This is a genomic window from bacterium, assembly GCA_021372775.1.
GTDB lineage: Bacteria > Acidobacteriota > Polarisedimenticolia > J045 > J045 > JAJFTU01.
The window spans coordinates 1-23,163 of the sequence record JAJFTU010000464.1 but is presented as its reverse complement, the minus strand read 5'-3'; the positions used below and the strand labels follow the sequence as shown (position 1 = coordinate 23,163).

At 72.6% G+C, this 23,163-nt stretch carries 19 protein-coding genes; 8 read left to right on the top strand and 11 right to left on the bottom strand.

The genetic code is table 11. From position 1 onward, the window contains the following. Nucleotides 1-25: 25 nt before the first annotated feature. Nucleotides 26-1,834, bottom strand: coding sequence for an HD domain-containing protein (locus LLG88_15905; GenBank protein MCE5248394.1), 1,809 nt, complete (start codon nt 1,832-1,834; stop codon nt 26-28). Nucleotides 1,835-2,077: 243 nt separating this feature from the next. Between LLG88_15905 and LLG88_15900 the strand changes: the two genes are divergently transcribed. The 5 genes from LLG88_15900 to metG all read left to right on the top strand — a co-directional run bounded on the left by LLG88_15900 (nt 2,078) and on the right by metG (nt 7,806). After that, complete coding sequence (locus LLG88_15900; protein MCE5248393.1) at nt 2,078-2,758, top strand: hypothetical protein; 681 nt, start codon at nt 2,078-2,080, stop codon at nt 2,756-2,758. Continuing rightward, nucleotides 2,755-3,798: a hypothetical protein gene (locus LLG88_15895; GenBank protein ID MCE5248392.1), complete on the top strand. Its 1,044-nt coding sequence runs from the start codon at nt 2,755-2,757 to the stop codon at nt 3,796-3,798. Before LLG88_15900 ends, LLG88_15895 begins: the two co-directional genes overlap by 4 nt. Then, nucleotides 3,795-4,292: a hypothetical protein gene (locus LLG88_15890; GenBank protein MCE5248391.1), complete on the top strand. Its 498-nt coding sequence runs from the start codon at nt 3,795-3,797 to the stop codon at nt 4,290-4,292. Before LLG88_15895 ends, LLG88_15890 begins: the two co-directional genes overlap by 4 nt. Nucleotides 4,293-4,516: 224 nt before the next feature. Beyond that, a complete protein-coding gene (larC, locus tag LLG88_15885) occupies nt 4,517-5,800 on the top strand; it encodes a nickel pincer cofactor biosynthesis protein LarC (protein MCE5248390.1) in 1,284 nt (427 codons plus the stop codon). Continuing rightward, on the top strand, nt 5,797-7,806 hold the full coding sequence (gene metG, locus LLG88_15880; GenBank protein ID MCE5248389.1) for a methionine--tRNA ligase: 2,010 nt from the start codon (nt 5,797-5,799) through the stop codon (nt 7,804-7,806). The genes larC and metG overlap by 4 nt, the downstream gene beginning before the upstream one ends. An 84-nt stretch (nt 7,807-7,890) precedes the next feature. Here the strand turns inward: metG and LLG88_15875 are convergent, their stop codons facing one another. The 7 genes from LLG88_15875 to purF all read right to left on the bottom strand — a co-directional run bounded on the left by LLG88_15875 (nt 7,891) and on the right by purF (nt 16,092). Continuing rightward, nucleotides 7,891-9,930: a DUF3857 domain-containing protein gene (locus LLG88_15875; GenBank protein ID MCE5248388.1), complete on the bottom strand. Its 2,040-nt coding sequence runs from the start codon at nt 9,928-9,930 to the stop codon at nt 7,891-7,893. A 64-nt stretch (nt 9,931-9,994) separates the two neighbouring features. Next, the gene (locus tag LLG88_15870; GenBank protein ID MCE5248387.1) at nt 9,995-10,711 is read right to left on the bottom strand and encodes a hypothetical protein; all 717 of its coding nucleotides are present in this window, start codon (nt 10,709-10,711) and stop codon (nt 9,995-9,997) included. Nucleotides 10,712-10,761: 50 nt separating this feature from the next. Next, nucleotides 10,762-11,505: a L,D-transpeptidase gene (locus tag LLG88_15865; GenBank protein ID MCE5248386.1), complete on the bottom strand. Its 744-nt coding sequence runs from the start codon at nt 11,503-11,505 to the stop codon at nt 10,762-10,764. Further along, a complete protein-coding gene (locus tag LLG88_15860; GenBank protein ID MCE5248385.1) occupies nt 11,502-12,719 on the bottom strand; it encodes a L,D-transpeptidase in 1,218 nt (405 codons plus the stop codon). Before LLG88_15860 ends, LLG88_15865 begins: the two co-directional genes overlap by 4 nt. A 150-nt stretch (nt 12,720-12,869) precedes the next feature. Next, on the bottom strand, nt 12,870-13,472 hold the full coding sequence (locus tag LLG88_15855) for a hypothetical protein (GenBank protein ID MCE5248384.1): 603 nt from the start codon (nt 13,470-13,472) through the stop codon (nt 12,870-12,872). A 476-nt stretch (nt 13,473-13,948) separates the two neighbouring features. Next, nucleotides 13,949-14,398 (bottom strand): transcriptional repressor, encoded by a 450-nt coding sequence (locus LLG88_15850; GenBank protein ID MCE5248383.1) that lies wholly within the window; start codon nt 14,396-14,398, stop codon nt 13,949-13,951. Nucleotides 14,399-14,628: 230 nt separating this feature from the next. Beyond that, entirely contained in the window at nt 14,629-16,092 is a 1,464-nt protein-coding gene (gene purF / locus LLG88_15845; protein ID MCE5248382.1) for an amidophosphoribosyltransferase, read from the bottom strand. 157 nt (nt 16,093-16,249) lie between these two features. Between purF and LLG88_15840 the strand changes: the two genes are divergently transcribed. Further along, on the top strand, nt 16,250-18,517 hold the full coding sequence (locus LLG88_15840) for a UvrD-helicase domain-containing protein (GenBank protein ID MCE5248381.1): 2,268 nt from the start codon (nt 16,250-16,252) through the stop codon (nt 18,515-18,517). A gap of 94 nt (nt 18,518-18,611) precedes the next feature. Here LLG88_15840 and LLG88_15835 read toward each other — a convergent pair whose 3' ends face one another. Beyond that, a complete protein-coding gene (locus LLG88_15835) occupies nt 18,612-19,757 on the bottom strand; it encodes a tetratricopeptide repeat protein (protein ID MCE5248380.1) in 1,146 nt (381 codons plus the stop codon). A gap of 124 nt (nt 19,758-19,881) precedes the next feature. After that, entirely contained in the window at nt 19,882-20,277 is a 396-nt protein-coding gene (locus LLG88_15830; GenBank protein ID MCE5248379.1) for a hypothetical protein, read from the bottom strand. Nucleotides 20,278-20,547: 270 nt separating this feature from the next. On the opposite strand from LLG88_15830, the gene LLG88_15825 reads away from it, so the two are divergent. Both LLG88_15825 and LLG88_15820 read left to right on the top strand, forming a co-directional pair. Then, a complete protein-coding gene (locus tag LLG88_15825) occupies nt 20,548-21,096 on the top strand; it encodes a sigma-70 family RNA polymerase sigma factor (protein ID MCE5248378.1) in 549 nt (182 codons plus the stop codon). A gap of 2 nt (nt 21,097-21,098) precedes the next feature. Further along, complete coding sequence (locus tag LLG88_15820) at nt 21,099-21,464, top strand: hypothetical protein (protein MCE5248377.1); 366 nt, start codon at nt 21,099-21,101, stop codon at nt 21,462-21,464. 76 nt (nt 21,465-21,540) lie between these two features. Here the strand turns inward: LLG88_15820 and LLG88_15815 are convergent. Next, nucleotides 21,541-23,163 (bottom strand): DUF748 domain-containing protein (locus LLG88_15815; GenBank protein ID MCE5248376.1); only part of this gene is annotated, 1,623 nt, incomplete at its 5' end.

The window sequence follows — 23,163 nt, the reverse complement described above, 5'->3', positions numbered from 1 at the left end:
GGCGCGGCGCGGGGCGCGCGCGGGATCAGTTCCCGCGCCGCTCTCCGGCGACGGCGTCGGGGGCGTCGGCCCGCGGCGCCGCGTCGGCGGGAAGGCGGCGGCCGAAGTCCTCGAACTCCCCCGCCTCGTAGGCGCGGTTGAACGCCTCGACGCAGCCCGGATCGAGGATCCGCCCTTTCATGTCGTTGATCCGCGCGACCGCCTCCCGCACCGGCAGCGCGCGCTGATAGGGGCGGTCGGTCGTCATCGCGTCGAACGTGTCGGCGACGGCGATGATCCGCGCCTGCAGCGGGATCTCGCCCCCCTTGAGGCCGGTCGGATAGCCGCCGCCGGCGAAGCGCTCGTGGTGGAACCGCATCCCCGGGATGATGTTCCGCATCTGCGGGATCCGTCCCATGATCTTCGCGCCCCGCTCGGGATGGGTCTTCATCACGGCGAACTCGTCCTCCGAGAGCGCCGCGGGCTTCTTGAGGATCGCGTCGTCGATGCCGATCTTCCCCACGTCGTGCAGCAGCGAGGAGATCTGCAGGTGGCGCATCTCCTCGCGCGACAGGCCGAGGTAGCGGCCGATGATCACCGCGCAGCGGTTGACCCGCACCGAATGGCCCTTGGTGTAGGGGTCCTTTTCGTCGATCGCCTCGGCGAGCGCGCGGATCGTGCCGAGGAACATGTCGTTCGCGTCGCGCGCCGCGACGCGGAACCGCTCGACGAGTTCGCCGAGCCGCGCCGCCATGCGGTTGAAGTTCGAGGCGAGGACGTCGAGCTCGGCGACGCGCGAGCCGGGAGCGCGTTCCTCGAATTCCCCTTCCGCCAACCGGTTCGAGATCGCGGCGAGCCGCTGGATCGGGCGGCTGATCATGCCGCCGAGGAGCAGCGCGGCGCCGAGCGCGAGGGCCGCGGCGAGCGCGGCGCCGTAGGTCGCCAGCCGCGTCAGCCGCGCCACCGGCGCGAGCGCCAGGTTCTGGTCCACCTCGACGAAGACGCCCCAGCCGTGCGCCGTCGCGGCGAACGAGCCGAGCATCGGGCGCGGCGCGCCGTCCGGCCCCGCCCCTTCGTACGAGCGCGAGCCGCGCGACCGGCCGCGCGAGGCGAGGAACTGCTGCACGACCTCGCGCCGGCCGAACGCGTCGGCGCCGGCCGCGAGGCCGCGCGGCGCGGAGACGACGGCCCCGTCGCCGCGGAGCAGGAAGATCCGCATCGGCTCCGGCACGGCGGCCGTGGCCTCGGCCCACGTCTTCTCGATCAGCGCGACCTGCTGGTAGACGCCGACGACGCGCCCGCCGCGCTGCACGGGACAGGAGACGATCACCGCGAGGCCGCGCGGCCGCTCCAGCGCGAACGGCCCGGCCATCAGCACGGGACGCGGCGCGCCGGCGGCCGGGGCGACCGATTGGTCGGCGGCGGCCCGCGCGTCCTGGTCGAGCGGACCGCGCAGCGCGCCGAGGTCGGCGTCGGGCCAGGCCGCGGCGAGCGGCGCGCCGCCGACGGGCACGAAGCGGACCGCGGCGGTCGCGTCGTCGAGGAAGGCGCCGAGCCGCGGCGCGTCGATCGCCGGAAGGCTCGCCAGCGCCTCGCCGATCTTCGCCGCCTCGCGTCCGCTCTGGTCGACGAACGCGTCGAGGCGCATCGCCGCCGCCTCGGCCAACCGCAACTGCCGTTCCTGCGCCGAGGCGACGAGGGCGTCGGTCATCTCGTTCGTGACGAGGCGGCCGTAGAAGACGAGCGGAACCAGACCGACGACGAGCACGACCGTCAGCAACACCAGCGCGGCGGGCGGACGGAAGCCGCGCCCGAGCGTCGGATTGATTTGCGTCAACCGTTCCTGATCGGTCACTGCTGCGCCTTGATTCGGAAAGGGCATCCCCAAATAGATGCGCGGGGGGAAATCTAGCCCAGCCGCTCCCCCGCATCCACCGCCGCCGCCGGGGTTGACGGGACCGTTCCCCGCCGGGAGTATGAGGCCATCGACGCGCGGCGGGGCGCCGCGCGATCGCAGCGAGGCTTTCTTGTCCCAGTGGACGCCGGGAGCACCGAGCCAGAGCGCCGCCCTGCGGAGCGGCGCGGACGTGGCGCGCCGATGACCGAGGCGTCCACCTGCCCGTCGTGCGGCGCGACGATCGACGATCCGTCGCTGGCGCGGATCGACCGCTGCCCGTGGTGCGGCGCGATCTTCGCCTCGCCGGACGAGGTCGCGCGGCCGATGCTCGCCAAGCCGCGCCTGTCCCCCGACGACGCGCGGCGCCTCGTCGCGTCCGCCCTCTCCGGCGCCCCCGAGCCGTGGACCGCGGGGACGGCCGATCTGGTCTTCTACCCGTTCGCCAAGACCGGCTCGCCCCGCGAGCCGCTCGCCCCGCTGGCCGACCTGCCGCCCGCCCTCCGCGAAGCGTGGCGTCCCGCCGGGACCGACCTCGTCGCCGACGGCGGCGAAGAGGCGGCCGCGGCGGCGAAGGGGGCGGCGCGCGTCGAGCCGGCGTTCGAGCCGCCCGCGGCAACGGCGCGGATCGACTATCCGTTCTACCGCGTGGCGCTGCGCTCCTCGGGGCGCGTCTCCGCCGCGTGGTGCGACGCGCTGTCGGGGCAGGTCCTCGCCCCCGACGTCGCCGCCTCGCGCGCCGCCGCGCCGCGCGGCCTTCTGGAGCGCGAGTCGCTGCTCGTCCTCGCCGCGAGCGCCGCCGGCGCGATCGTCCTTCCGTTCCCCTACTCGCTCGCCGTCGCCGGCGCCGCCCTCGGCGTCGTCTGGTGGAAGGCGTCCCGATGAGCCGCGCCGACGAGATCGCGCCGCTCGCCTGCCCGCGCTGCGGCGGCACGCCCGACCCCGAGGGGGCGGCGGGGCAGCTCGCGCGCTGCGAGTCGTGCGGCGTCCTCGGACGGATCGAGGACGCCCGCGGCGGTCCCGCGCTGGCCGCGCTGCCGGAGATCGAGCCGGACGCCCTCGCGGCGCGGATCGCGGAACGGGCCGCGGCCGACGGGCAGCCGGCGCCGCAGGTCGATTCCGCCGAGCTGATCTTCGTTCCGTTCTGGCGCGCCGAGAGCGTGCTCGTGGGACGCGTGCGGGGACAGCGGGCGCGCGAGAAGACGGTCCTCGAGCGGGACATCGCCGAGGACGGCCGCGCCTCGTACGTCCAGCGGCGCGTCGAGGGCGCGCCGGAGGACGTCTCGCGCGAGGTGCAGCGGGTGCAGGTGGCGCTCGTCTCCGCCTGCCCGCTCGACGAGATGGGCTTGCCGACCCTCGACCGCCGGCGGCAGCGCGTGCCCGGGCTCGCCGCGGGGCGCAAGGAGGGGCGCGGGCGGAAGCTGATCCTGTTCCATCCCGATCTGCGCGAACGCGGCGTCGTGCTCGATCCGTTCGTGCCGCGGCGGCGCGCCGAAGCGGAGGTGGACGCGGTGATGGCCGCGGCGCGCGAGGGACTGATCGGCGGGCTGCTGCCCGGCGCGGAGGCCGAGGCGGTGGAGCTGACGCGGGAGATGGGGCTCGTCTACCACCCGGTCTACTTCGCGCGCCTCTCGCGCGGCGGCGCGCGGGGCACGGCGGCGATCGACGGCGTCTCGGGCGAGGTCGTGTCGTACGACCTTGCGCCCGTCTCGGTCCGCGCGCTGGAGCGACGGCTCCTCTCGCTCGGGGCCGCGGTCGCGGGGCTCGCCGGAGGGGCGCTGGCGCACGCGGGGCTCTTCACGCAGGCCTCGCACTACGACATCGCCGCGTCCCGCCTGCGCATGGTCGTCTTCGCGGCCGCGATCCTCGCCGCCGCCGGCGTCGGCCTGGTCCGCCTCGCGCGCTCGATGGAGGAGAAGTCGTGAGCCGCGGGCCGCGCTTCGTGCCGCTCGCCTGTCCGGTCTGCAACGGCGACCTCGCCGGCAGCGCGCGGGACATCGTCTGCTTCTGCAAGGAATGCGGGCGAGCCTTCCTCTTCACCGCGGGGATCGCGACGCCGATCACGGCGCGGCGCGTCGCCGACCTGCCGCCCGGCGACGCGGGCGAGGCGACCGCGCTGCCGTTCTGGCGCAAGGGGCCGGTGGCCGTTCCCGCCTTCCTGACCGCGCGGCCGATGACCCTCGCCCGCGCCGCCTCGCGCCTGCTCGGCGCCTGGACGATCGTCGCCGGGGCCGAGCCCCCCTACCCGATCGGCGGGCGGCTCGGTCCGGAGACGCTCGCCCCGCTGGCGAAGATGGCCGGGCTCCCCGCGCCGCAGGGGACGCTGGAGCTGCTCGCCGTGCCGGCGCGGCGCGCCGGCGCCCGTTGGCGTCTCCCGCGCCTCGATCTCGAACTCGTGGACGACGACGTCGTCGTCTGACGGCGAGCCCGCGGCGGCCGGTCGGCGAAGCGCCGTTCCGCGCCGCCCGGCGACGTCGATCTCGTCGCGGTTTCGGCGCGTTCCGCGGGCGCGGCGCGAAGCCCCCCTTCCGCGCCCGCCGGAGAGGGCGAAGCGCCTCGTTTGTTGCTAGCATCCGTGCGTCCGGCCCCCGCGGCCGGAAGGCGCGCGCGTCGCTCGGTCGCGCGCCGCGAGGAGACTCGGCGATGGCCCGCATCCTGCATCTCGATCCGCTCGGCGGCGCCGCCGGGGACATGTTCCTCGGCCTGTTCGCCGATCTCGGGCTGCCGGAGGAGACGCTGGCCTCGCTGCCGCGCCGCCTCGGCCTCGACGGCGTCGAGGTGGGCGTGGAGCGGGCGCGGCGCGGGGCGCTCGACGCGGCGCGGGTCCGCGTCCACGTCCGCGGCGTCGAGGAGCCGCCCGCCGAAGAGAACCACGCCGCGCACGAAGAAGCCGAGGCGAGCGGCCACGCCCACGGCCGCGGGCACGGCCACGGCGGACGGACGTGGGCCGACGTGAAGGGGATCGTCGAAGCCGCCGACCTGCCGGATCGGGCCAAGGAAACGGCCCTGCGCGCCTTCGAGCTCCTCTTCCGCGCCGAGGCCAAGGTCCACGGCCGCGCGTTCGAGGAAGTCCACCTCCACGAGGCGGGCGCCGACGACGCGCTGATCGACATCTGCGGCGCCGCGCTCGCGCTCGCCGAGCTCGACGTCGCGCGCGTGACCTGCGCCGCGCCGCTGCCGCTCGGCGGCGGCACGATCGTCTGCGCGCACGGCGTCCTGCCGGCGCCGGGACCGGCCGTCGTCGAACTGCTCGCCGGCGCGCCGGTCGCCTTCGGGCCGATCGACCGCGAGCTGATCACGCCGACCGGCGCGGCGATCCTCCGCGCGATCGTCGCCGAGTTCGGCCCCGGCCCGGCGATGACGCTGGAGCGCGCCGGACACGGCGCCGGGGGGCGCGACGACGCGCGCCTCGCCAACGTGCTGCGCGGCGTCTTGGGACGGGCCGACGGCGCCGCTTCGGCGCGCGAGGTCGCGGTCCTCGAGACCGCGCTCGACGACGTGCTGCCGCAGGACGTGCCGGTGATCGTCGAGCGGCTCCTCGCCGCCGGCGCGCGGGACGCGTTCGTCGCGCCGGTGCAGATGAAGAAGGGGCGCCCCGGCTTCCTGCTCACGGTCGTCGCCGACCCGGAGCGGGAGGCGGAGCTCGCCGCGCTGATCCTCGCCGAGAGCCCGACGCTCGGCGTGCGCGCGCGGCGGGAGCGGCGCCACGAGTACGACCGCGACACGGTGAGCGTCGAGACGCCGTGGGGCGCCGTGCGGATCAAGCGCGCCCTCGACGCCGCGCGCCGCCCGCGCCGCGGGCAACCGGAATTCGAAGACTGCCGCCGCGCGGCCGACGCCGCGGGGAAGACGGTGGACGAGGTGCGCCAAGCCGCGCGCGAGAGCTACTCCCGCCGCGGCGACGGCGCGGACAAGGACCGCGAATGAGCCAGCGAACGTTCTTCGTCACCACGCCGATCTACTACGTCAACGACCAGCCGCACATCGGCCACGCCTACACGACGATCGTGGCCGACGCGCTGGCGCGCTTCCACCGCCTCGCCGGCGACGACGTCTACTTCCTCACCGGCACCGACGAGCACGGGCAGAAGATCCAGCGCAGCGCGGCGGCCAAGGGGATCGCGCCGAAGCAGCTGGCCGACGAGGTCGTGGCGAACTACCGCGGCCTCTGGCCGCGCCTCGACGTGAGCAACGACGACCTGATCCGCACGACGGAGGAGCGGCACAAGAAGGGCGTGGCGGCGCTCTTCGCGCAGATCCGCCGCGAGAGCCCGGACGCGATCTACAAGGGGAGCTACCGCGGCTGGTACTGCACCGGCTGCGAGGCGTTCTATCCCGAGAACCAGCTCGTTGACGGCAAGTGCCCCGACCAAGGGCACCCGGTGGAGGAGGTCGAGGAGACGTCGTGGTTCTTCCGCCTCTCCGCCTACGCCGAGCCGCTGCTGAAGCTCTACGCCGAGCGGCCGGAGTTCGTGCAGCCGGGGACGCGCCTCAACGAGGTCCGCTCGTTCGTCGAGCAGGGGCTCAAGGACCTGTCGATCTCCCGCAGCGTGGAGAAGGTCGCGTGGGGGATCCCGTTCCCCGGCGATCCGGAGCAGACGGTCTACGTCTGGTTCGACGCGCTGGCCAACTACCTCTCGGCGCTCGGCTTCGGGCGCGAGGGGGAGGCGGCGCTCTACGACCGCTACTGGGAAGCGCGCGACGACCGCACCGTGCTCCACCTCGTCGGCAAGGACATCCTCCGCTTCCACGCCGTCTACTGGCCGGCGTTCCTGATGGCCGCCAAGCTGCCGCTGCCGACGACGGTCTTCGGCCACGGCTGGTGGCTGAAGGACGAGGCGAAGATGTCGAAGTCGCTCGGCAACGTCGTCCGTCCGGGGCAGCTGCTGGAGGACTTCGGGACGGACGCGCTGCGCTGGTTCCTGCTGCGCGAGATCCCGCTCGGGCAGGACGGCTCCTTCTCCGACGAGGCGCTGCTCGAGCGGACGAACGCCGACCTCGCCAACAACATCGGCAACCTCTTCTCGCGCGTCGCCGCGCTCGTCGCCAAGCGGCCGGAGGGGAAGGTGCCGGACGTCGCGCCGCTCGCCGACGAGACGCTCGACGCGGCGGCGGCCGCGGCCCGCGCCGCGTACGCCGACAGCTTCGCGCGGCACGATCCCGCCGGCGCGCTGCGCGCCCTCACCGAGTGGGCCGACGCGCTCAACAAGTTCCTCGTGCGGCGCGAGCCGTGGCGCCGCGCCGGACGCGAGGACGAGTGCGACGGCGTCCTGCGCGCCGCGGCGGGGCAGCTCGCGCATCTCGCGCTGCGCCTCCATCCGGCGATGCCGGCGGCGGCGGCGCGGCTTTGGGCGACGCTCGGCCTGCCGGACGACCCCGGCGCATTGACGAAGCCCGGCGAGGACCTCTTCGCGAGGACCGACTGGCCGGTCGGCGGCGCAGCCGTGCGCGCCGGCGAGGCGGTCTTCCCGCGCCTCGACAAGAAGCTGATCCTGGGCGCGGCCGCGGCCGCGCCGGCCAAGAAGAAGGACACGCAGAAGATGACCGAAGAAGCCAAGCCCGCCCCGGCCCCCGCGCCGGCCGCCGCCCCCGCCGCCCCCGCGGCCGAACTGATCGAATACGACGACTTCGCCAAGGTGAAGCTGCGCGTGGCCAAGGTCCTCGTCGCGGAGAAGCACCCGAACGCCGACAAGCTGCTGCGGCTCGAGATCGACCTCGGCGACGAGAAGCGGCAGATCGTCGCCGGCATCGCCAAGACCTACGCCCCCGAGGATCTCGTCGGCAAGACGATCATCGTCGTGGCCAACCTCAAGCCGGCCAAGCTGCGCGGCTTGGAGTCGCAGGGGATGCTCCTCGCGGCGACGAGCCCCGACGGCGTGACCCGCGTGCTGACGGTGGACGAGATCATACCGGCCGGATCGCGCGTCTCCTGACCGACGCGCGGCGCGGAACCCGAACGCAAGACCGCGGCGCGGACGGCTTCGTCCGCGCCGCGGTTTTTCTTTTCGTCGATCGAGCTACTTCTTGGGCAGCTCGACGACGATGTCCGCGTCGTCGAACTGGGCGATCCGGCCGTACCAAGTCCGGACGCCGCTCCACGCCGACGCCGGGAACTCCGCCGCATCGACGCGGACGTGGCGGCGCATCACGACCTTGCCGGACCAGCTGTCGCACGATCCCTCGAACGCGCCGTAGGAGCTCGTCGGCATCCGCAGCGCCGGAACCGTCTTGGCGGAGGCGACGCCCTCCGGAAGCTGCAGCGTGACGACGTCGGTTTCGTCCCGCGGGTCGCCGAGGACGACGGTCGTCGCGCGCCCCGCCGCGGCCCAATCGGCCGAACGCAACGGCGCGAAGAGCGCCGGCTTCAACCGCAGCGTCGCGCCCTCGAGCTTCGCGGCGCGCTCCGCTTTCCACTCGACGACGATCTGCAGTTCCTTCGATTCGTCGTCCAGATTGACCGCGGAGACCGCCGTCACTTCCGCCGCCGGAAGGAGCGGGCGGAGGTACTCGGCGGCCACGGCCCGGCGCGCCGCGTCGTCCGTCGCGCCGCGCAGCCAGATGCGCCAGTCGCCGGCGCCGCCCTTGGAAGGCGTGATCGTCGTCTGCGCGACGATCGTGCCGGAGGCGTCGAGCGTCCCCTTCGTCGTCCGCGCCGCGCGGTTGTCGCCGGCGGCCGGGGCCGGCGTGGTCAACGGCCTTGTCGCCGCGCCGTCGAGGGGCATCGCGGCCACCCCCCGCAGTTCGGTCGGGAGCGCGCCGACGGGCAGCCCCGAGGCGGGCGCCCAGAACGTCGGACTTCCGCCGACGTCCACGAGCAGGATCGCGTCGTCGAAGAGCGGCGGCACGGGGAAGTCCAGCGGCATGCGGCCGTCCGAGCGACGGCGGGTCGCGGCGATCGTCGACGAAACGCCGGCCTCGCGCAGCGCGACCCGGGCCAGGCCGGCGAACTCCGCCGTGCTGACCCGGCCGGCGGCCAACGCGTCGTCGGCGTCGTCGTTGATCCGCGCGTACGAAGCGACCTCGACCCGGACGCGCGCCGCGAGCGCGCGGCGCACCGCTTCCGCCTTGTCCTGCGCGGTCGCCGGCCCCGCGGCCGCCGCGGCGCCGAGAGCGCGGATCTGGGCGTTCTTCCGGTCGGACCACGTGTTCCAGCGATCGCGTTCGAGCGCCGACCACGACGTCCAGTCCTTGGCGATGTCGTAGGCTTCGCTGTTGTGGACGGCGCCGCCCGATCTCGGCACGGCTCCGACGAGGGGCTGCGAGGCGGTCATGTCGCCGTGGAAGGAGAGCGGGACCACGTACATCATCATCCCCGCGTCCGCGGCGGGCGGGCTGAACGGCTCGTCGGGAAGCGCGGGGACGTTGGTGAACGACCACACGAACGCGTGCCGCACGCCGCCGAGCGCCACGTCCGTCGGCTGCGAGAGTTCCCGGGGCACGCCGCTGAAGGCGGTGCTCCACTTCAGCCCGGCCATCGGCAGGTAGACGAAGCGCGCCTCGAGCTTGGGCAGCGGCCCCTGGATCGCGAACGGCTCGACGCCGAAGCCGGATTCGATGTCGGCGAGAACGGCGAAGCTGATCTCGAGGATCGCGCCGGGCTGGACCCGCGGGAACGCGACGCTGATCGTCTGCGCGCCGCCGGGCGCGGGCGCGCGCCGGATGAAATCCTTGGCGTCGATCGGCGTTCCGCCGGGAAGGAGCGTCCGCGCGTCCAACGCGTCGGCGCGGACCGCCGCCGGCACGCGGAGCGTGTACTCGGCGAAGCGGCGCGCCCCCTCCTCGGTGAGAACCTTCAGCCGGCGGAAGAACAGCTGCCGATGGACCCACGTCGGGCCGCGCTGGCACCACTCCTCCTGGCGCGCGTCGAGCAGCACGACGGCCGGCGCGCCGGGGGCGAACGGGATCTCCTTGATCGTGATTTCCTGATCGGAGACGGCGGGCCAGCCGCTCGTGAAGACCAGCTCGCGCGCTTTCGCGGCTTCGGCCGGCGACGCGGCCAGCGCGGCGCAGAGCGCCGCCGCGGCCGCGACGGGCCGCGCCAAGGCGTACCACTTCATCGATGACCCCCTCTTCGCCCGGAGCGGGGCGACGGGGGATTCTAGCGCGGAGGCGCGGACCGCGTCAGCTGCGGGGCAGGATCAGCAGCTTCACGTCCGGCGGGAGGGCGCGGAAGAGCGATTTCGCCTCGTCCGGCGACATGTTCAGCCGCAGCCGCACGACGTCGCCGCTTCCCTCGCCGAGCGCGTCCTTCGCGTCGATCAGCCAGTGGTCGTAGCTCGCCTTCAGCCGTTCCTTGAGCGGCAGCGTCGGGTCGACCGCCGTCGTCCGCAACTCCATCGAGAGCCCGCCCTCGAAGCGGATGTGGTAGCGCGCGGGAACCGGATACTTCTCCTCCGGCGTCGGCGGGATCGGGATGTCCGCCTCGTTCCCTTCGGTCGTCGGGGCCTGCGCGACGATCACGTAGCGGTCGATTTGCCGCGGCGGATCGAGCGTTCCCTTCTCCCACACGCGGCCTTGCCATTCCTCCGCCGGCCGCTTCTTCCTGTAGACGACGGCGGGGAAACCGACTTCCAAGCCGGCGAACTTCCAGTCGCGCAGCTCTGCGCCCTTGAGCATCAGGATCAGGCGGCCCGCTTCGGCGTCGAGGATGACGTAGAACCCCTCCTGCTTCGCCAAGTCGAGCTTCATCGAGAGCAGGGCGTGCTCCCGCGCCGCGGCGACGGCTTCCTGCCGCGGATCGTCGCCCTGACCCTGCGCGAAGGCGCCGAAGGCGCCTGCGGCGAGCACGGCCGCCGCGACGGCCGCCCGAGGGATGCGGAAAGATCGATGGTTGCTCATGGTCCTCGTCGCGTCGCGCGCCGCGTCCCCCCGCCGGCGCGCGCTGGGCGTCAGTAGATGTAGACCGGCGTGCCGATCTTCGTTTCCTTCCACACCACCCGCAGGTCGTCGCGGCCGAGCCGGATGCAGCCGTGCGTCACGCTCCGCCCGAGAAGGCGTTCGTAGAGCGTCCCGTGGATCATGTAGCCGTGCCCGAGCTTGAGCGCGTACTCGCCGAGAGTTCCCTCTTCGGCGAAGTCCTCGGCCTTGGTCGGGATCTTCCCTTCCTCGATCAGCGCCCACGCCGGCTTCGTCCAAACGGGCTTCTCCACCCGCTCCAGAACCTTGTAGACGCCGCGCGGGGTGTCGAAGACCCACTGCCGGCCCTTCCCCTTGCCCGGGTTCTCCTTGAGCACCATTCCCGAGCCGGCGGAGCACTTCGCCTCGAGGATCGTCTCCCCTTCCCGCCGCAGATAGAGGCGGTTCAGCGTCTGATCGACGACGACGTAGGTCTCCTTGGGGGCGAACTTGGCGAGCTGCGCCTCCATGGCGGCGCTGTCCTTGCGGAGCTTCGCCGCGTAGCCGGCCAGGTCGGCCTCCGCCTCCGGCATGTCGTCCGGCGGGGCGATCTTGGCGATCGGCATCTTCTCGTAGCGGTAGCCGGTGCCGTAGGCCAAGGCGCCCGCGGCGCCGGCGACGAGCAACACGAGGACGAAAAGCGTCAGGAGCAGCTTCAGCCAGAGCGGAACTCTGCGGCGGCGCCGCCGCCGGGAGAGAGGATCCTCCAGCCGCGCCGCGTCCGTGAACGTCGTCATTCGGCGGCCCTCGCGCCGCCGGTCGCGCCGGCGGCCATCTTCTGCATCCGCACCACGTTGGTGAACGTTCCCGCCGCGCCGTCGCTGCCGACGATCGTGACCGGCGTCCCGACGCTGGCGCGGGCGAACACTCTGTCCATCTCTCGGTCGGTCACGGCGACGCAGCCGTTGGTCCAGTCCTTGCCGCGTCCGCCGCCGCCGTGCACCTCGATCAGGCCGCCGGGCGAAACGCCCCGGGGCAGCTCGCCGTGCAGGCGCGCCGCGGCGAACCGCTGGCGGTCCTCCGCGTTGGGGTAGTCGAGCAGCAGCGCGCGCTCGTAGCGGGAGGCGGCGATCTTCGAGACGACCTTGTAGCGGCCTTCGGGGGTCGCGTTGTCGCCGGCGTGGAGCTTGTCGCGGACGGAGTTCGACCCGAGCTCCACCTTCAGCGTCTCGACCGCCTTGCCCCGCACGTAGACCGTCATCTCGTGCGCTTCCTTGGAGACGACGAACGCCGTTCCGCCGGTCCGACGCGACCAGGCGACCGTGTCGTCGATCATCCCCCGCCACTTCCGCACGAGCTGCGGGTCGGAGAAGCGGGCGACGAGCTCGGCGGCGCGGTCGGTCACGCGGCCGGACTGCAGCGCGGCCAGCTCCGCCCGCTGCGCGGCCTTCTCGTATTCCTCGATCTTGAACAGCCGCTCGGCCTCGTCGACGCCGATCTTGCACTTCTGGAGGAGCATCCCCTCGTAGCGGCCGAGCCCGATCGCGTCGGCGATCGCGTCGGTGCCGCCGACGATCTGCCGCGCCTTGGCGATGGCCCGCTCGGCTCGGCCCCGCTCGTCGCTGCGCATCTCCTCGGCGACGCGGGTCGCCTGCCGCAGCTTGTCGTCCGCCTGCGCGAAGAGGCGCCGGGCGTCGTCGTAGTTCCGGAACACCACGAACGACGTCTCCTGACGCCGCCATTCCAGCGCCGCGTCCATGAAGGCGCGCTCGGCCGACCGCGACGCGGCCGGGGCCCAGCGGTCGCCGTGCGCGGCGCGCAGCGCGCGGCGCGCCGATTCCGCCGACTCCCTGGTGAACCGCGGCGGGGTCGTCTTGCCGGCGGCGACGCGGTAGCCGGTCCAGCCCGCGAGGGCGGCCAGGCAGGCGACGGTGACGGCGACGGTCCAGCGCAGACCGCGATGGCGACGCGGACGGGGGCGCGACTGGGCAGACAGAGCGTGAAGATCCATGCCGTTCCTTATCCTGACTCAAATATGGCACATGGGGCGGCGCAAGGCACTTGCCGGAGGCACCCGTGGGCCGGAGGCCGACAAACGGCCCCTCTAAAGACACGAAGAGCACGGCCGCAGCGCGGCCGTGCTCCTCGGGTTAAGCGATAGTTACTTGGCCTTCTTGCCGGACTTGGCGGCAGCGGCCTGCTCGATCGCGTTCTTCACGTTGGCGATCGTGCTCTTCGCAGCTTCGGCCTTCGCCTTCGCGTCGAGGAACTTCTCGGCGGTCAGAGCGCTCTCGGCCTCGGCCAGCGAGCTCTGCACGCCAGCGAGATCGTTTTCCATCGCCTTGATGTCGGCCTGGGTGCCCTTGCCGCGCGGGGCCTTCTTGAGCATGTCCTGGGCTTCGGTCAGAGCGGTCTTGCAGTCCGCGATCAGCTGGGTGGCTTCCTGCTTCACCTGCTCCTTGCGGGTCTTGGCGTCCTGGGCGGCCTTCTCACCGGCGGCCTTTTCCTGGGAAGCCAGCTCTTCGGCCTTCTTGTAGGAGCGGAACAGAGCGAACTTGTCTTCCTGGACCTTCAGCTCGGCTTCGAGCTGGCCCTTCAGGTCCTCGGCGGCCTTCAGCGAATCCGGAGCGTAGTCAGCGGCGCCAGCCTGCTGAGCGGCTTCGATAGCCTGATTGGCGGCGTTGATGGCTTCCTGCGGCGGCTTGGCGCAGCCCACAGCGAACACGAGGACGAGCATCAGAAGACCAAAAATAACCTTGCGCATTTCGTATCTCTCCTTTCCTGGCAGGGGTTCTGCGTGGACCTGCCGCGGCGGTGCGCGGGGCGCCGACGTCGCGGGAGTCTTTCCGGGGGGGCCGTAAGCCTCACGACCCGGGAGACCTCTAGAGGCTGGTCCGTTCTCCTTTCAAGCGACTCAGCCAGGAGCCCTGAGTCCGTCTTGCCTCTAGACAGGCGTCATTCTACTCCAGACCCACGGCGCTCTATACGCCGGAGAACGATTTCCGTGCGAACGGCGGCGGCTCGGGGCGCGAAAAGTTTTACCCTCGCGGAAAGGTCTATTGAGGCCGGAAACGGCCAAAAGAACGCATTCCGCCGTCCGGCGGCCGCGGACGGGACAGGCCAATTTTTCTTTCGGTGAGGCGCTGGGAACGCGGGTTAACGACCCCAGTCAATCCGGATTTGACTTTCCACTTTGCCGGGGACGCCGCCGGAGTGAGGCCCGCGGGCCCCGGGGGCGGGTCAGTGATCGAGCGTCGGGGCGGCGGGGGGCTGTTTCCCGCGGCAGGAATGGCATTCCCCGATGAACTGCACCCGGACGTCGTCCACGCGGGCGAGCGGCAGCCCGAGCGCGCGGAGGGCGCGGCTGGCCGCCGGAACCGGCTCGACGTCGTGGACCGCGCCGCAGCGACGGCAGACGGCGTGGTAGTGCTCGTCGGTCCGCGCGTCGAACCGCGCCGACCCTTGACCGCAGCCGAACTTCTGGGCCAGCCCGGCGGCGGCGAGCGATTCCAGCGCTTTGTAGACGGTGGCCAGACTAATGTGCGGCATCACGACCCGGACGGACGTAAAGACCTCTTCCGCGGTCGGATGGCAGGGCCCGGCCGCCGCCAGCGCCTCGAAGACGGCCCGCCGCTGGCGGGTCGGCCGAAAGCCGGCGCTGCAAAGGTTTTCATCCACCCGCACGGCCATGTTCTCTCCTGCGCCGCGGGCGCAACACACACTTGCCCCAGTTTACGAGAAACGTACCGCGAACCTCAACCGCGGTCGGGCCCGAACACGTGAAAAACCCCCGGCGCTCCCGCGTTCCCGCGGGGACGCGCCGGGGGGCGCGGATCCGGAATCGCCTTTGGTCGCGGCGCGGCGCGGCCGCCCCGCGGACTCAGCCTCCCGCGGCTACCCGCGGACGCGGCCTCGCGCGGCTACCCCGCGGACTCGGCCTCGAGCCGCTCGGCCTCGATCAGTTCCAGCGACCGCTCGTCGACGTCGCCGGTGGGGTAGATCCCCGAGAAGCAGGCGGTGCAGGTCGTTTCGAGCGGCGAGGGAGACTCGTCGCGCACCGACGCGATGAGGTCCTCGAGGTCCTGGTAGACGACGGCGTCCGCCCCGAGAACCCGGGCGATCTCCGCCTCGTCGCGGTCCCGCGCGACGAACTCCCGCCGCGTGGACATGTCGATGCCGTAGACGCAGGGGTGGCGCAGCGGCGGCGCGGTCGAGGCGAGGTAGACCTTCGAGGCGCCGGCCTCGCGCACCATCTCGATGATCTGGCGGGAGGTGGTGCCGCGGACGATCGAGTCGTCCACCAGCAGGACCGAGCGGCCGCGGACTTCGGAGGCGATCACGTTGAGCTTGGCGCGCACCGACTTCTTCCGCTGCTCGTCCCCCGGCATGATGAACGTCCGCCCGACGTAGCGGTTCTTGACCAGCGCCTCGCGGAACGGCCATCCCAGCTCGAGCGACAACGAGTAGGCCGCCGCGCGCGCCGACTCCGGCACCGGAACGACGGCGTCCGCCTGGATGCCCAGACGGCGGACCTTGCGCCCCAGCGCCCGCCCCATCCGCTCGCGGGCGCGGTAGACGCTGATCCCGTCGAGCTCGCTGTCGGGACGCGCGAAGTAGACGAACTCGAAGACGCAGGGCCGGAAGGTCGGCGGCGTGATCTGCTCCCAGATGACCTCGCCGTCGTTCTTGATCAGCAGCGCCTCGCCGGGGCGCGGCCGGGCCTCGACCTGGTAGCCGAGCCCCTCGAGGACGACGCTCTCCGAGGCGACGGCGTAGACCGTCTTGCCGTCGCGCCGCGTCCGCTTGCCGAAACAGATCGGCTTGATTCCGTACGGATCGCGGAAGGCGAACAGCCCGTACCCGGCGACGAAGCCGACGACGGAATAGGCGCCGTGGACCGTCTCGTGGACCTCGGCCACCGCCGCGCGGTACATCTCCGGCGTGAACGGCCCGCCGGCCGACGCGCGGAAGAGCGCGTCCGCGAACACGTTGAGGATGGCCTCGACGTCGCACTGCGACATCAGGTGGCGCCGCGCGCGCCGCAGCAGATGGTCGCGGACCTCGTCGTAGTTGGAGAGGTTGCCGTTGTGCGCCATCGCGATCCCGAACGGGTGCGTGGCCACGAACGGCTGCGCGTCCTCGATCCCGCCGGAGCCGATCGTCGGGTAGCGCACGTGCCCCAGCGCCAGCTCGCCCTGCACGCCGGCCATCGCCTCGGGGGTGAAGACGTCGCCGACGAGCCCCGCCCCCTTGCGCAGATGGAAGCGGCCGTCGTACGCGACGATCCCGGCGGCGTCCTGTCCGCGGTGCTGAATGGCCAGAAGGCCGTCGTGGACCTCGCGCACCGGCGCGTCGGTGCCGATCAACCCGATGAAGCCGCACATGACGGCGCTCCTTTCCGCGAAAACGACGCGCGCGCCGACCGGAGGGGCCGGCGCGCGTCTCCGAGGCTCCATTTTGGGGCGGAAGCGGCCCCGCGCCAACCCGGTGCGGCATAATGCGCGGCCGCCGTCGGTCGGAGGGCGGCTCGAGGACGCGCGGATGCTGGACACGGAACGGATGTTGGCCGGGCTCAACCCGCCGCAGCGGCAGGCGGTGCTCCACGGCGAGGGGCCGCTGCTGATCTTGGCCGGCGCCGGTTCGGGGAAGACGCGGGTCATCACCTGCCGCGTCGCGCATCTCGTCGGGACGCGCGGCGTCGATCCGCGCTCGATCGTCGCCCTGACGTTCACGAACAAGGCCGCGGCGGAGATGCGCGAGCGCGCCGAGCAACTGCTCGGGCACGCGCTCGGCGGGGCCTACCTCGGGACGTTCCACTCGTTCGGCCTGCGCCTGCTCCGCGCCAACGCCGTAGCCGCCGGGCTGCAGCCCGACTTCGTCGTCTACGACACCGCCGACCAGCAGGCGATCGTGCGCAAGGCGATGAAGGAGGTCGGCCTCGAGGAGAGCGGGACGACGCCGCGCAAGATCCTCTCGATCATCTCCTCCTACAAGAACGGCCTCGTGGACGTGGACGAAGCCGAAGGGGCGGCGAAGTTCCCGAACGAGCGGATGGACGCCGCCTGCTACCGGATCTACGAGGAGGCGCTGCGGCGCGCCGGCGCGCTCGACTTCGACGACCTGCTCGTCCGGCCCGCGCGGCTCTTCGCCGCCCGCCCCGAGATCCTCGAGCGCTACGCGCGGCGGATCGAGTGGCTGCTGGTGGACGAGTACCAGGACACCAACCCGCTGCAGTACAGGATCGTCCGCCAGCTGACGACGCTGCGGCGCAACCTCTGCTGCGTCGGCGACGAGGACCAGTCGATCTACGCCTTCCGCGGCGCCGACATCCGCAACATCCTCGACTTCGGGCGCGACTTCCCCGAGGCGACGATCGTCAAGCTCGAGCAGAACTACCGCTCGACCGGGAACATCCTCGCCGCGGCTTCGGCCGTGATCGGGCACAACAAGCGCCGCCACGCCAAGACGCTCTGGACGTCCGGTTCCCAAGGGGCGAAGGTCCGCGTCCACACCGCGTCCAACGACCGCGAGGAGGCCGACTTCGTCGTGGGGCGGATGCAGGAGCTGGCCCGCGAGGAAGGGACGCCGCTCGACCAGATGGCCGTGCTCTACCGCACGAACTCCTTGTCGCGGCTGCTCGAGGACCGGCTGCTGGCGCGGCGCGTCGCCTACCGCGTCGTCGGGTCGCTCCGCTTCTACGACCGCAAGGAGATCAAGGACCTCCTCGCCTGGCTGCGGCTGGTCGTCCATCCCGGTTCGGACCAGGACTTCCTCCGCGCCGCGCAGACCCCGCCGCGCGGGATCGGCGAGAAGACGCTCGAGGAGCTGGGCGAGCGCGCGAAGGCGAAGGGGATCCCGCTCCACGACGCGGCCGTCGAGGCCGCGGCGGACGAGGCCGTCCCCCAGCGGACCCGCAAGGCGCTCGACGCGTTCCTGGGGACGATCCACGACCTCGCCGACCTCTCCAAGACGATCTCCACCGTCGCCTCCGTGCAGTCCGCGATCGACGCGCTCGACTATCTCGAGTACCTGCGCAAGGCGCACCCGAACGACCACGACGGGCGCGAGGAGAACATCGGCTCGTTCCTCGCCGCGGCGCGGGAGCACGACGAAGGAGGCGCGCCCGACGGCATGGCGGGATTCCTCGACCGGGTCTCCCTCCGTTCCGACACCGACGACGTGCAGGGGGAGCGCGGCGGCGTCTCGCTGATGACGGTCCACTCCGCCAAGGGGCTGGAGTTCGACGTCGTCTTCGTCGTCGGGCTCAACGAGGACCTCTTCCCCCACCTGCTGTCGGCCGACGATCCGGAGGCGATCGAGGAGGAACGGCGGCTGCTCTACGTGGCGATGACGCGGGCGCGGAAGCGCCTGACGCTGACGCTGGCCCGCGAGCGCCGGCCGTTCGGCAAGCCGACCGCGGCGCAGCCGTCCCGCTTCCTCGACGAGCTGCCGGAGGAGATCGTCCACGCCACGGAAAGCGCCGCCGCGGCCTGGGCCGGTCCCGCGCCCCGCGCGAACGGGTACGGCGCGCCGCCGTTCTTCGGCGCGACGGCGAGGCCCTCGTTCCCCGCGGCGCCGCCGACGCGTCCCGCCGGCGTCGCCGCCCCGCGCGGCGAGCGGGTCGTCGAGCGGGACGGCGAGGCGCCGGAGTTCCGTCCCGGCGTCCGCGTGCGCCATCCGATGTTCGGCGCCGGCATGGTGATGTCGGCCGAAGGCGCCGGACGGTCGCTGCGGCTGACGATCCGCTTCGACCGCGCGGGAATGAAGAAGATCATGGCCGCGGCGACGGCGCTGACGATCGAGGACTGAGCCGGCCGGCCGCGCCCGCCCGGACAAGAAAGGCGCCGCCTCCCGGGAGGCGGCGCAGGATCGGAGGACGGCGTTCAGGCCGTCCGTCCACGGCTCAGCGCGGCGCGTTCTCCTTGAGGATCCGCGCCCGAATCTGCCGCGCCTGCTCGTCGCCCGGCAGGAACTGCAGCACGCGGTCGATCGCCTTCAGCGCGCGGCGGGGATCCCCCTGCGCGTTGTAGGCCTGGGCCAGGCCGAGCCACGCCGACATGATGCTCGGGTCCAGGGCCGCCGCCGCCCGCAGCTCATCGATCGCCCGAGGCGCGTCCCCGGCGCGCAGCGCGTCGAGCCCGAGCTGCAACCGCCAGATCGGATCCCGCATCCGCAGGGCGCCGGCGACCCGCCGCAGCTCTCCCGCCTGGTCGCCCCGCCCCGTCCGGCGATAGAGATCCGCCAGATTGAGCATCGCCGAGGAGTACGAAGGATCGGCGCGCAGCGCCTGCTCGAACTCCCGCTCCGCCTCTTCGAGCCGTCCGGTGCGGGAAAGCGCCACGGCGAGGTTGTTGTGCGCGGCGGCGAAGGTCGAGTCGATCCGCAGCGCGTCGCGGAAGTACTCCTCCGCCGCCGCGTTGTCGCCTTCGCGCAGCCGGTAGAAGCCGAGGTTGTTGAAGTAGCGGGCCAGCGCCTGAAGGTCGGTCAGGATGCGGTACTGGACATTCGGGACGGCGGCGACGTGGTCGAAGTCGATCATCGTGAAGACCGGCGGCGCGCCGTATCCGGCCACGATGTGGCGGCGATCGACGTAGAGGTCGCCGTCGCGGGTGAACTCCTGCACCCCGCGGGCGTCGATGAAGTAGACGTTGAGTCCGACGCTCCGCGCCATGCCGATGAACAGGCTGGTCAGCGAGAGGCAGTCGCCGCCGCGGCGCTCCAGCGTCTCGCGCGCCGTCAGCGTCGCGTCCCGCTGGTAGTGGAGGTCGAGCTGCGACGGATCGCCGAGGGCGATGGCGAGGGCCTCGATCTTGAGCGACGCCGAGTCGGCGCCGCGCACGACCTTGGAGGCGAGCTTGGCGAGATCCCCGTCGATCTCGAACGGCGTCTGGACGCGCGCGGCCTTCTCGGCGCCGAGGCGGCGGACGAGTTCGAGGCGCAGCTCGTCCGGCTTGAGCGCGTACTTCGGGTGGCTCGTCGCGCAGCCGACGGCCGCGGCGGCGAGGCCGACGAGAAGTAGCGAAGCGGCGCAGCGTCGACGTCCCGTCATCGTCGCCTCCAGTGGGGAAACAACTGCGTCTCCCTGAGACAAAGTTACCGCCGGCCGGCCGCGGCGGAAGCGGCCGACCGGCGAACGGGCGCCGGCGACGGTCCGGCGGTCGCGACGGCGGCGATCAGTCCTCGCGCTTCGCCGCGGGGACCTTCGGCGCCATGAGATAGGCGTAGAGCAGCATCGCCGCGCCGATGCAGATCGGGATCGCCGGGACGAACTGCGCCTCCGGATCGTTGATCTGGATGAACATCATCTGCATCCCGATCCCGGCGGCGAGGACGATGACGCCGCCGAGCTTCACCCCCTCGCGCCGCCGCCGCTGGGCCACCAGCTCCTCCTCGCGCAGGAGCTCCAGGACCTTTTCCGCGCCGGCGCCGCTCGCCTCGAGCAGCCGCTTCCGTTCCTCGGCGCGGTAGAACGCCTCCCGTTCCTTGCGGCGCGCGCCGCTCCAGACGGCGATCGACAGGAAGGTGAAGAGGCAAACGAACATCACGATCGGCACCAAGAACGGTCCCATGGCGTCCTCCGCGCGGGCCGGCGGGCCTTGCGACCCTCGGGGGCGTCCGCCCGCTCGTGGAATGGGACGCCCCGGCCGCGCGGACGGTTGCGGAAATTTCGGCGGCCTCGTCGAGCGAGGGGAGGACGTCCGGAAGCCCGCGGCCGGCCCCTGCGCCGCGCCGAACTAAGGACGGCGAGGAGTCCCGCTCCCCCCGGAAAGACGGATACTTCATGCAACCGGCGGGGCGTGCGCGGCGTTCCTATTCCCGGAGGGAAGGACGTGGCCGAGGTGGACGATCGCCAGGACATCGCCCGCGTTCTCGCCGGCGACGCGGAAGCGTTCGCCGGGATCGTGGAGCGTTGGCGCCGGCCGTTGCTCGGCCTCGCTTGGCGTTTCTGCCGCGACCGCGACCGCGCCGAGGACATGGCGCAGGAGGCGTTCGTGCGGGCCTTCAAGCAGCTGCGGCTCTATCGGGGCGACGCGCCGTTCGGGGCGTGGCTGCTGACGCTGGCCGCGAACTGCTACCGCTCGCGCCTGCGCCGGAACGCCCCGCCGACGGTCGCCCTCGACGACGCGCCGCCGCTCGCCGTCGAGGCCGAGGACATCTGCGCCGGGGAGCGGGCGCAGGCCGTGCGGAACGCGGTGACGGCCCTGCCCCCGCGCTACCGGGACGTCGTGGCCCTGTTCTACTTCCACGAGATGGACATCGCCGAGGCGGCGCGTTCGCTCGGCCTGCCCGAAGGGACGGTCAAGGCGCGGCTGCATCGGGCGAAAGACCTGCTGCGGAGAAAGCTGGCGCGCGTCGCCCCGACGCTCGCCGCGGCGAAGGAGGCCTGACGATGGACGAACTGGACCGCATCCTTCTCGCCGACGACGCGCCGGCGCCGCGGGCCTCTTTCTCCGCGCGGGTGATGGACGCCGTGCGCCGCGAGGTCGCCGCGCCGTCGCCGATCCCCTTTCCGTGGCGGCGGTTCCTCCCCTTCCCGGCCGTCGCCGCGGCCGTGCTCGCCGCGTGGTTCGCCTACGCCCAGCCGTCCGCCTCGCCGGCGCCCGCCGCCCCGGCGCGGCTCACGGCGGTCTGGACCGAGGCGGCGACCTCCGTCGCCGACCCGGCGGTGACGCGCTACCTCCCCGGGGCGTTCGCGCTCCTGCTCAGCGCCGCCGCCGTGCAGGCCACGTTGTCGGCCGCCGCGCACCGCCGCTGACGGAACGCGCCGAAGCGCGAAGAAGCCCGCCGGCGCGGCGCGTCGGCGGGCTTCTTCATGTCCGGGCCGCGGGGCGTCAGCGCAGCGCGAAGTCGGCCCGCGCCCCAGTCAGCTTCGGGTCGGCCGGAGCGGCCTTCGGCTCGACGAGGAGGACCCGCTCCGCCGGAAGCTTGCCGGGGCCGAGCAGACGGTCCTTGACGTTCTGCGCCCGCGCCACGGCGAGCTGCCGCAGGTCGTCGTCGGTCGGAACGATGTTGGCGAGGATCAGCTTCTCCATCTCCTCCGGCGGCAGGCTCTTGGCGAACCCGAGCGCGGTGCGCGGCTTGGGGAACGTCTCCTGCTTGTAGGCGCGCTCGAGGTACTTCGCGTACTCCTCCGGCGGCACGACGACGTCGTCCACCGGAACCGCCGCGCCCCCCTTGCGCACGAGGTCCTTGAGCTTCTGCGCCTTCACCTTGCGGTCCAGAAACCGCTTGCGGAGCCCCTCGCGGTCCCGCTCGGCGTCGTAGCGGCCTTGGATCTCCAGCCGCAGCGCGGGCCGCTCGAGCAGCGTCTTGGCGAGGGCGTCGATCTTCGCCGCCGCGGCGGCGTCCGGGACGTCCTGCCCGAAGGCGAACTCGGCGCGGCTCAGTTCCTCGCCGCCGCCGAAGAGCGAGCCGAGCAGCGAGAACGGCGACGAGGCCGCCTTGACCAGCAGGTTCCGCAGGATCTGCAGCACGACGCGCCAGACCTTGAACTTCGGGTCGTCGAGCGAGCCGGTGACCGGCAGGTTGAGCTCGATCCGCCCCTGGCGGTCCTTGAGCAGCGCGATCGCCAGCCGCACCGGCAGCGACGTCGCCTGCGGGCTCGCGACCTTCTCCCCCAGCGTGAGCTGGTCGAAGAGGATCTTGTTCGAGGCCTGCAGCTTGCGGTCGGCGATCTTGTAGTTGACGTCGAACGAGAGCCGGCCCTTCTCGATCGTGTAGCCGAGGTACTTCCCGGCGTACGGCGTGAGCGGGCTGAGTTCCATGTCGGTGAACTGCGCGGCGAGGTTCACGGCCATGTTCCGCCCGAACGGCTGCATCGCGCCGCGGATCACGAGCGGCGCGAAGCCGGCGAGCTTGGCGCGCAGGTCGACGTCGGCCGGCTTCCCCTCGGCCGAGGAGAGGCCGGAAAGGCGTCCGCCGACCTCGGTGAGCCGCGCCGAGTAGTTCGGCTTGATGTAGTGGTCGGCGAAGTCGATCGTCCCGCCTTGGAGGGTCATCGCGTCGAAGGCGATCGGCGTCTCGGGTCCGGCGGCCGGCGCCGGCGGGGCGGCCGCGGCGGCCTCCTCCGTTTCCGGCGTCTCCGGTCCCGCCGCCCCGGCGAAGACCCGCTTCAGGTTGATCGTCGCGTCGGGATCGACGTCGATCCGCACGTGGAAGTCGGAGAGGGCCATCGCCTTGGCCTTGAAGAAGGCCGGATTGACGCCCGTCTCGAGGCCGTCGATGAAGAACGACCCGCAGCGGAACAGCTCGTCGGCCGTCTTGCGGTCGAGCAGCGCCATCTCGGCCAGCGTCAGCTTCCCCTTGATCGTCTGCCGCGCCGCGCCGTTGTCCACGGCGCGCCACGAGTAGTCGAACGCGCCGTCGGCGAAGCCGCCGGCGAGGACGGCGTCCACCTTCCCCGCGAGGTACGGCGCGAACGGCTGCAGCGGAACGCGCTTGAGGTCGAGGCGCAG